This window comes from Syntrophales bacterium (assembly GCA_030018935.1).
GTDB lineage: Bacteria > Desulfobacterota > Syntrophia > Syntrophales > CG2-30-49-12 > CG2-30-49-12.
This window is the reverse complement of record JASEGZ010000036.1, coordinates 12397-21408: the sequence shown is the minus strand read 5'-3', so window position 1 is coordinate 21408 and position 9012 is coordinate 12397. Positions and strand designations below refer to the sequence as shown.

Genomic DNA, 9012 nt, shown 5'->3' with positions numbered 1-9012 from the left:
TAAAGAGGAAATGGTGGGCGGTACTGGGATTGAACCAGTGACTTCTACCGTGTGAAGGTAGCACTCTCCCGCTGAGTTAACCGCCCGGTCAGGTCAGGGTTACCTATATCTCAAAGGAGGCTCTTTTTCAAGAGAAAAATACCTGGGGCATGGAAGAATCTCAGCAGGAGGGGGTCTTATACAGATCAAAGAGAACCATTCAATGCGGCAATAACACCTTCCTGTATTCATTGACGAGCAACTGCCTGTCGATCCCGTGATCAATAAAATCCCAGGGCAGGATTTCATCAAGACCCTTTTGGCGATAAACATAAAAATCTGGATTCACATTGACCTCTTTAAATGCCCGGGACCAGTTGCCGTTATGCCTGTGGACCGAAAAAAGAATTCTGCCCACCAGTCTGTCACCGAGGGACAACAGGGCCTGAATGTAGCTCCATTTCGGGAGATCATGTACCACCTTGATCGTTGATTCCCGGCCGAGGGCACTGGTGATTCTTCTAATCCTTCTTCTCACAGTATTGACATCTTCAAGGGGTTGCCATTGAAAAGGCGTTGCCGGCTTAGGGATGAATTGATTGATGCTGAGGGTAATGCGTTTGAACCGCCTTCTCCCTGCAGAATGGCTCATGGCATGGTACTTGATCTTTTTGGCCAGATGGATGACGGCCTCGATATCCTCATCCGTTTCGGTCGGCAGTCCCACCATAAAGTAAAGCCTGATATTGGCAATACCATGTTCTAACAATAATTCAACGGCATCAAAGATATGGACATCCGTAATCCCCTTGTGGATCACATCCCTCAAGCGCTGGGTGCCTGCTTCCGGGGCCAGGGATACAGTTTTCACTCCAGTTTCCTCAAGCAAGGCGGCAATCTCGTGGTTTAGTCTGTCCAATCTCAGGGACCCGATGGCTACCTCGCCTTTTCGCTCCAGGATAGACCGGCAAAGGGAAAGCAGATCGGGATGATCTGATACTGCCGCGCCGAGTAAACCAACCTTCTCCTGTTTCTCAATCCCCCGGACGAACGATGGCTTAAGGGTGCTTACATCCCTGAATCTTGCCGGCCTGCACACAAATCCCGCCGCGCAGAAACGACATCCACGCTGGCAGCCCCTGCTCACCTCTGTAAGGAACATCCCTCCAAATTCTGCATCCGGGGCGGTGATGCATTGCTCGGTCGTAAAGGTGTTGATGTCCGTAATCCATCTTTTCTCTATCTTCTCGGGAAATGAAAGATCAACAGGTTCAATGCTCTCTATGAGATGGTCTGTTCTGTAGGTTACCCGGTAACATTTTGGTACATAGGCTCCCCTGATCTCTTTTTGCACGCGGAAAAGGACCTCATCCCTCGGCAGACCACGACGGCGTGATACCTCAAAGGTATGAAGAAACTCGGGAATGACCTCTTCCCCTTCGCCCAGTAAAAAAAGGTCAAAAATATCGGCCAGAGGTTCAGGATTCAGAGTGACGGATATACCTCCCCCGATAACGAACGGTTCTGTTTCCCTTCTCTGCTTGGCATCGAGGGTAACTCTTCCCATATCCAGGATCTTTAATATGTTGGGATAGTCGTTTTCAAAAGAGAGGGAAAAGGCGACGATGTCAAAGTCGGCAAGAGGTCTCTGCGACTCCAAACTGAAAAGGGGGGACGATCTTGAGGTGAATTCTGCTTCGTCCCCAGGATCGGGAAGGAAAACCCTTTCACAGAGAAAGGAGGGGTGACGGTTCAAAAGGGCATAGATGGTCTGGAACCCGAGGTTGGACATCCCTGTCCGATATAAATTCGGGTAGGCGAGACAAACTGTTAAGGCATCTCCCCAGACCTTTTTTTGGTATCCATCTTCACGGGCTAAGAGATCATGGTATTTTTTTTTGAGCGCCCAGGACATTATCAGTCATCAGTCATCAGTCATACGTCTTTTGACATACGACATACGACTATTTTTTAATCCGCCTGCCTTCTCAGAAATGTGGGAATTTCGAGATCCTGATTATCGTCGTCATCAGACACATCCAGCTTGACCGTATTGAAATTATCATCAATGAGTTTTCCCTGCCTGAGGTAGGTAGGCATGGAGAGATCATCCCGACGATAGCCTTCAAGATGCGAGACACTGATTCGTTTCTTCTTTCCATTATCTTCAAAACCGGTGGCGATCACTGTGATGCGTATCTCATCTCCCATACCTTCATCAATAACGGTTCCAAAGATGATATTCGCATCCTCATGAGCTTCAGCATGGATCAGGGAAGATGCCTCATTGATCTCGTAAAGTGATATATCTGGCCCTCCTGTAATGTTCAGAAGGACACCATGGGCGCCTTGAATGGTGTTATCCTCCAGGAGGGGAGAGGAGATTGCTTTCTGTGCAGCCTCCGCGGCCCGGTTTTCTCCCCCTGCAATACCGGTGCCTATAATGGCCAGTCCCATCCCGGACATCACTTTCTTGACATCGGTAAAGTCATGGTTGATCAACCCCGGTACGGTAATCAAATCAGAGACTCCCTTCACGGCATGATGCAGGATGTCATCCGCCTTCTTGAAGGCATCTAATAACGAGATGTTCCTCCCACCCAGACTGAGGAGTCTCTGATTGGGAATAACGATCAGGGTATCAACTACCTTCCTCAACTCAGCAATACCCTCTTCCGCCTGCATGCTGCGTTTCTTGCCTTCAAACTGAAAAGGTTTTGTGACAATGGCAACGGTAAGCGCTCCCACCTCCCTGGCGATTTCTGCTAAAACTGGCGCGCCTCCGGTTCCTGTACCGCCGCCCAGGCCAGCGGTAATAAAAACCATATCTGCCCCTTCGATGTGTTTCCTCAATATGTCCTTACTTTCAATGGCCGCCATTTTACCCACCTCAGGATCTGAACCTGCTCCCAAACCTCCTGCACCTAACTGAATCTTGATCGGCGAGATAGATGCTGAGAGGGCCTGGGCATCTGTGTTGGCCGCAATTAATTCAACACCTCTGAGGTTGTATGATACCATAGTATTTACGGCATTTCCTCCCCCTCCCCCAATACCAATCACTTTAATCTTTGCCGGGTTTGTACTACCCTGATCAGATAATTCAAACATAGTTCCCCTCCTTCTTCTAAAAGAATTCCAATAACCATTTTTTCATCTTTTTCACCATGTTACCGAACCCTTCCCCACCCCTTTTAAATACGTCTCTGGGTACATTTCTGCTTCCATAAATAACGAGGCCCACACCTGTTGCGTACATAGGACTCTTCACGACATCCGTCAGTCCTCCTATGCCTGTGGGATATCCTCTCCTGACAGGCATATTAAAGACCTGTTCTGCCAGCTCCGTGATCCCCTCTAAGATAGCCGTTCCCCCCGTCAAAACAACACCTGCCGCCAGGTGGTCTTCGCAACCTGACCTGATGATTTCTCTGTAAGCCATATTGAGAATCTCCTCCATACGAGGTTCGACAATCCTTCCGAGTATCTGGCGGGAGACCTCTCTCGGTTCCCTCCCACCTACACTGGGGACCTCGATGGTTTCATCTTTCCGTATCAACGGGATGTATGCACAGCCGTATTTTATTTTTATCTTTTCCGCCTCCGTAAGGGGTGTCCTCAGGCCGGTAGAGATATCGCTCGTAAGATAGTTACCCCCGCCCAGCAAGACGGCCGTATGCTTTATGCTGCCTTCAGTGAAGACCACGATATTTGTGATTCCACCACCGACATCTAACAGGGCCACGCCTAAATCCTTTTCATCGGGACTGAGAACAGCCTCGCTCGCTGCAAGCTGTTCCAGAACAATGTCATTTATATCCAATCCCACACGGACGATAGATTTCACCACATTCTCTATAGAGGTAATAGAGCCAGTGACGATGTGAACTTTTGCCTCCAGTCGCACACCGGACATCCCGACAGGGTCTCTGATACCGCCCTGGTCATCAACGATGTAATGTTGGGGCAAGGTATGGAGTATCTCTCTATCGAGGGGAATGGCGATGGCCTTCGACTCTTCGATAGCCCTCTGGACATCGTTTTCATCAACCTCACGGCCCTTGACAGCAACGATACCGAGACTATTCTGACCCTTGATGTGACCTCCTGCAATGCCGGCGTAAACGGAACTGATCTCGCACCCAGATACATGTTCAGCTTCTTCCACCGCCTTTTTGATGGTATCCACTGTGCTTTCGATATTGACCACGACACCTTTCCTCAATCCTTCTGAGGGGTGAGAGCCTATGCCGATAATATCAATACCCGTATCCTTGATTTCACCGACAACGGCACACGTCTTTGTGGTTCCTATATCTAATCCAACGACGACATTTCCTTTCTTAGCCATCTATCCACCTGCCCTTTCCCTCATGAGAGAGGTCAGCAAATAGTAACCCCTTACCACTGTTTCCTGTCGAGAGCTTTGCAAAGCTCTCCTGTCACGACTCGTAAGCGATCAGCTATCACCGATCAGTAACCCCTGGTAGCTTTTTGTTTTTGCTGAAAACCTGAAGGCTGATAGCTAAACACTCTTACCATGACTATAACGTTCTGTATTGTTTCTCTGCCCTTACAGGTTTTATGGAACCTGCTATATTTCTCCTCTGAACGGTAATTTTAACAGGATCACTAAGATCAATGCGTAAAAAACCCCCTCTTAGATTTTTCCTGGTAAGATCGGCCATGACGGGAATCAGGCGTTTTAATTTATTTTCATAACTGTCAAAACCGAGCTGGAGGCTCATACCGTCATTGGTAAAAAGAGAAAGCCCAGAAATCTCACTTCCGTGGACTTCAGAAATACGGTCTATGGTTGGAAAATCTCTCGATGTGGCGAGATAACGTAAAAGTTTAAGGGATTTTTTAATAAGTTCCGGGTTCGTCTTTTTGCCGCTGGCACATCCGGTCAGCACGGGAAGATCGGCTTCATCACCCGCTTCCAGTCTCTTAAAGGCAACGCCATCAAGATCCATAAGGTAGAAACCACTGTCCCCCTGGATTAAGGCAACGGGAGTTCTCTCCCGAACCTCAATCACCAGTCGGTCAGGAAGCTCCCTACCTATGGAGACATCCCTGACCCAGGGATTCGTCGAGATCCTTCGGGTGATAGTATTCATATTGACAGTTAAGATATTCTGCGCTGGTTTAATGGCGGCCAGTAACAGGATGTCTTTTTCCGTAAGTTCCTTACAACCCCTGACAGCGGTCTCCCTGATCTGAAAATAGGGGGAACTGATTGTATAATTGTACCCGAAGATCATTATCATCGTGATCGTAAGAATGGCACTGAGCAGAAAGAAGACCTTAAAAACTTCCCGGAATATATTCCCCGAACGTCTCTTAAGTCTGTTTCTCCTTGTTAACCATTTTGTTTTCCAAGACTTCTTCACCCATCCTCCCCAATGATCATGACCTCGGCCTCGAGGGCAATCCCCCTTTCCTTTAAAACCCTCTTCTTTACCATCTCAATCAGGGCAAGGATATCACCTGCCTCTGCATGTCCCAGGTTGACAATGAAGTTTCCGTGTCTTTCCGATATCATTGCATCGCCTATCCGGGCACCCTTGAGGCCAATTTCATCAATGATCTGGCCTGCGGGAATATTCGGGGGATTCTTAAATATGGAACCGGCGCTACGATACTCAAGGGGGTGTTTTTTCTTCCGCAAACTGAGGATCTCGGTAATTCTTTCCCGTATCACCTCCCCTGTTCCCCTCCTCAGGAGAAACGAGGCACCGGTAATGATTGATCCCTCTGGTAGGTCAAGGTTCCTGTATGCAAAATCGAGATCATCTCTCTTAACCTTAAGGATTTTCCCCCCCTTGTTCAACAGGTTGACCCATTCCACTATATCCTTGATCTCGCTTCCGTAGGCGCCAGCATTCATCCTGATACCCCCCCCCACGCTCCCGGGGATGCCGGCACAGAATTCGATACCGGTAAAAGCCCCATTGACAGAAAGGTTGACGATTTCACTCAGGGCAACCCCTGCCTCTGCATAAATGGAGACCATATCGTTTTCTCTCGCCTTAACACTGATCTCATGAAGGCCTTTCAGGCAGATGATGGCGCCCCTATAACCTCCATCCTTCACGATTAGATTTGTCCAGTTACCAACAGGAATAAAAGATACCTGACAGTCCTTTAGATAAGAAACTACCCGTATAAGCTCCTCTGCACTCTGCGGGAAAACCATAACGTCAGCCCTACCACCAACACCGATTGAGGTGTAGCGATCCGTTGGTTCATCGAAGAGAACCGTGCCGGGGGTCATGTTTTTCAATTCTTCTTGGAACAGTGCACCTTTTATCATCCAGCTCCCCGTTTCCCTCTCCCTGACCCCTAATCCCTGTCCCCTGATTCCTCCGCTGCCCTCCTCAGAAACTCTTCCCCGATCTTCCACACATTTCCTGCACCGAGGGTGATGATGGTATCCGAGGGCTTGGCGATTAAAAGCAAATGGTCAACAATCTCGTCGAAACCTGACATATACATGACGTCTCTGTGACCACATTTTCGGATGCCCTCACAGAGACTGAAGGCATTTATGCCCTCTATCGCTTCTTCACCGGCCGGGTAGATATCGGTTACGATGAGGGTATCAGTGTCGGAAAAGGCTGTGAGAAATTCATGAAAGAGGGCCTTTGTCCGGGTATAGCGGTGGGGTTGAAATACCGTGACAATCTTTTCCTTCCACACCTGTCTTGTTGCGGCAAGGGTTTCCCTGATTTCGGTCGGATGATGGCCGTAATCATCAATCACGGTGATCCCCCTGACCTTTCCCTTGACCTCCAGCCGGCGATGAACTCCAACGAAGCTCTTAAGTCCTTCTCTGATAGTTGAAAATTCCATCTCGAGTTCACAGGCCACGGCAATCACCGCGAGGGCATTGTAAACGTTGAACAGACCGGGAACATTCAATATCACGTCTCCCAGAAAATCCTCCCTGTGATAAAGGGAAAAATGGGTAGAGAAGCCGGCAAACGATATATCCACTGCCCGATAGTCCGATGGCGGGCCAAGGCCGTAAGTAATTGTTCTTCTTTTTATCTTGGGAAGTATATCTCTAACATGCTCATCGTCGGCACAGAGTATTGTGGAACCGTAAAAGGGGACACTATTGGCAAACTGGAGGAAGGCCTCCTTGATCTCTCCCATGTCCCGGTAATAATCAAGATGCTCGAGGTCAATATTGGTAATCACGGCGAGGGAGGGAGATAACTTGAGAAAAGAACCGTCACTTTCGTCGGCCTCCGCCACAATAATCGCCCCTTCTCCCATTTTTGCATTACTGCCGATACTGGCCAGTTTCCCGCCGATCACCATGGTGGGATCAAGCCCGCCATGGGCAAGGACGGTAGCCACCATGGAGGTGGTTGTTGTTTTTCCGTGACTTCCCGATACAGCGATGGAAAACTTCATCTTCAAAAGCTCGGCAAGCATCTCTGCCCGTGGTATGACCGGAATATTTCTCCTCTGCGCCTCTAATACCTCGGGATTATCGGCCTTTACAGCGGTTGATTGGACAACCACATCTGTATCACCGATATTGGAGGCGTGATGACCACTGAAAATCCTAACACCGAGAGATGCCAGTCGCTGAGTAATATCGGAGGGGTTGAGGTCCGATCCGCTAATTGCATAGCCAAGGTTGAGGAGCACCTCCGCAATGCCGCTCATACCGATACCACCTATCCCCACAAAATGGATGCCTTTCACCCTTCTGCGCATGCCTATTATTCTATCGTTGGCCATAATCGCCCCTGCCGTCTGGTTCAGCCTTTTACCATCGCCATACATGCATCCACAATATCCGCCGCCGCTCTGATATTGCCCAGACCGGCCGACTTTATCTCCATCTCCCTGATCATCTCCGGCTGGCGGTAAAACCGCCGGATGACCTCGGCCAGGCGTTTGCCTTCAACTTCTTTTTCCGGGATCATTTCCGCCGCTCCAGTCTTCACGAGGACTTCAGCGTTTCTCGTCTGGTGATCACCCACGGCAAAGGGGAAGGGTATCAGGATGGCTGCCTTTCCCATTGCCGTGATTTCGGCAACTGTTGTCGCCCCTGCCCTGCAAATCAGTAAATCTGCCCTTCTGAAAGCCGAAGCCATATCCATGATAAAGGGTAAAACCTCTGCCTTAATCCCCTTAACCCGGTAAACCTTTGACACCTCCTCCAGGTCATTATACCCCGTCTGGTGTATGATCCTCAGTCGCTCTCTCATCTCTTTTAAATGTTCTATAGCATTGATGAGAGCCATGTTGATGGCATGTGCACCCTGGCTCCCGCCAAAGATAAGAATTGTAAAGTTCTCTATCCTTCCCTTCTCGACCCCTCCTTCCTGATCCGTGATCCTGGAAAAAAACGCTGCCCTGATAGGATTTCCGGTAACGAGGGCCTTTCTTTCCGGAAACCACTTTCTTGTCTCTGAAAAGGTTAAGAACACCTTATCCACAAACCTTCCTAAGATCCTGTTAGTAATTCCCGGCAGGACGTTTTGTTCTGCCACGGCTGTTTTGATACCCATAAAATGGGCCGTGATCACAGCAGGTCCGGACACATAACCACCTACACCAATGACGATGTCGGGACGGAACTCACGGATAATCTTGAAAGATCGCAGCAAACTCCGGGGAATCTTAAGCAGGGAACTCCCCCTTTCGAGAAGTCCTTTCCCCTTGAGCCCCCCCACATCAAGGATACGCAAGGGAAATCCAAGATCTCTTAGAACATTCTTTTCCAACCCTCTGTCAGTCCCAATGAACAGAACAATATTTTTTTGTTCTCTCCTTTGGAACTCCTCCGCGATGGCGATCCCGGGGAAAAGGTGGCCTCCCGTTCCTCCCCCTGCGATAATAACCTTCACAACGTCCCCCGACCCCTTACCCTTACGTCATATGACATACGTCATACGTCATATGTCTTATGTCATACGACTTACGACATATGACTTACGACTTACGACTTACGACTTACTCTTCCGGTAGGAAGAGATATTCAGGAGAATCCCCACCGCCGCGAGAGAC

General features: G+C 49.1%; 7 protein-coding genes and 1 tRNA gene. All 8 read right to left on the bottom strand.

Going from position 1 to position 9012, the window contains the following annotated elements:
• Window positions 1–11 precede the first annotated feature (11 nt).
• Window positions 12–86: transfer RNA gene (locus tag QMD03_07515), tRNA-Val, on the bottom strand.
• Window positions 87–199: 113 nt separating this feature from the next.
• Window positions 200–1894: a radical SAM protein gene (locus QMD03_07510; GenBank protein MDI6777070.1), complete on the bottom strand. Its 1695-nt coding sequence runs from the start codon at window positions 1892–1894 to the stop codon at window positions 200–202.
• Between the two features lie 56 nt (window positions 1895–1950).
• Entirely contained in the window at window positions 1951–3090 is a 1140-nt protein-coding gene (ftsZ, locus tag QMD03_07505; GenBank protein MDI6777069.1) for a cell division protein FtsZ, read from the bottom strand.
• A gap of 16 nt (window positions 3091–3106) precedes the next feature.
• Window positions 3107–4330 (bottom strand): cell division protein FtsA, encoded by a 1224-nt coding sequence (ftsA, locus tag QMD03_07500; protein ID MDI6777068.1) that lies wholly within the window; start codon window positions 4328–4330, stop codon window positions 3107–3109.
• A 193-nt stretch (window positions 4331–4523) separates the two neighbouring features.
• Window positions 4524–5372 carry an FtsQ-type POTRA domain-containing protein gene (locus tag QMD03_07495; protein ID MDI6777067.1) on the bottom strand — a complete coding sequence of 283 codons (849 nt, stop codon included), beginning with the start codon at window positions 5370–5372 and terminating at the stop codon, window positions 4524–4526.
• On the bottom strand, window positions 5369–6385 hold the full coding sequence (gene murB / locus QMD03_07490; GenBank protein MDI6777066.1) for a UDP-N-acetylmuramate dehydrogenase: 1017 nt from the start codon (window positions 6383–6385) through the stop codon (window positions 5369–5371). Before murB ends, QMD03_07495 begins: the two co-directional genes overlap by 4 nt.
• Window positions 6325–7782, bottom strand: coding sequence for a UDP-N-acetylmuramate--L-alanine ligase (gene murC, locus QMD03_07485; GenBank protein MDI6777065.1), 1458 nt, complete (start codon window positions 7780–7782; stop codon window positions 6325–6327). Before murC ends, murB begins: the two co-directional genes overlap by 61 nt.
• Window positions 7758–8852, bottom strand: a complete 1095-nt coding sequence (gene murG, locus QMD03_07480; protein ID MDI6777064.1) for an undecaprenyldiphospho-muramoylpentapeptide beta-N-acetylglucosaminyltransferase — start codon at window positions 8850–8852, stop codon at window positions 7758–7760. The genes murC and murG overlap by 25 nt, the downstream gene beginning before the upstream one ends.
• Between the last annotated feature and the right edge of the window lie 160 nt (window positions 8853–9012).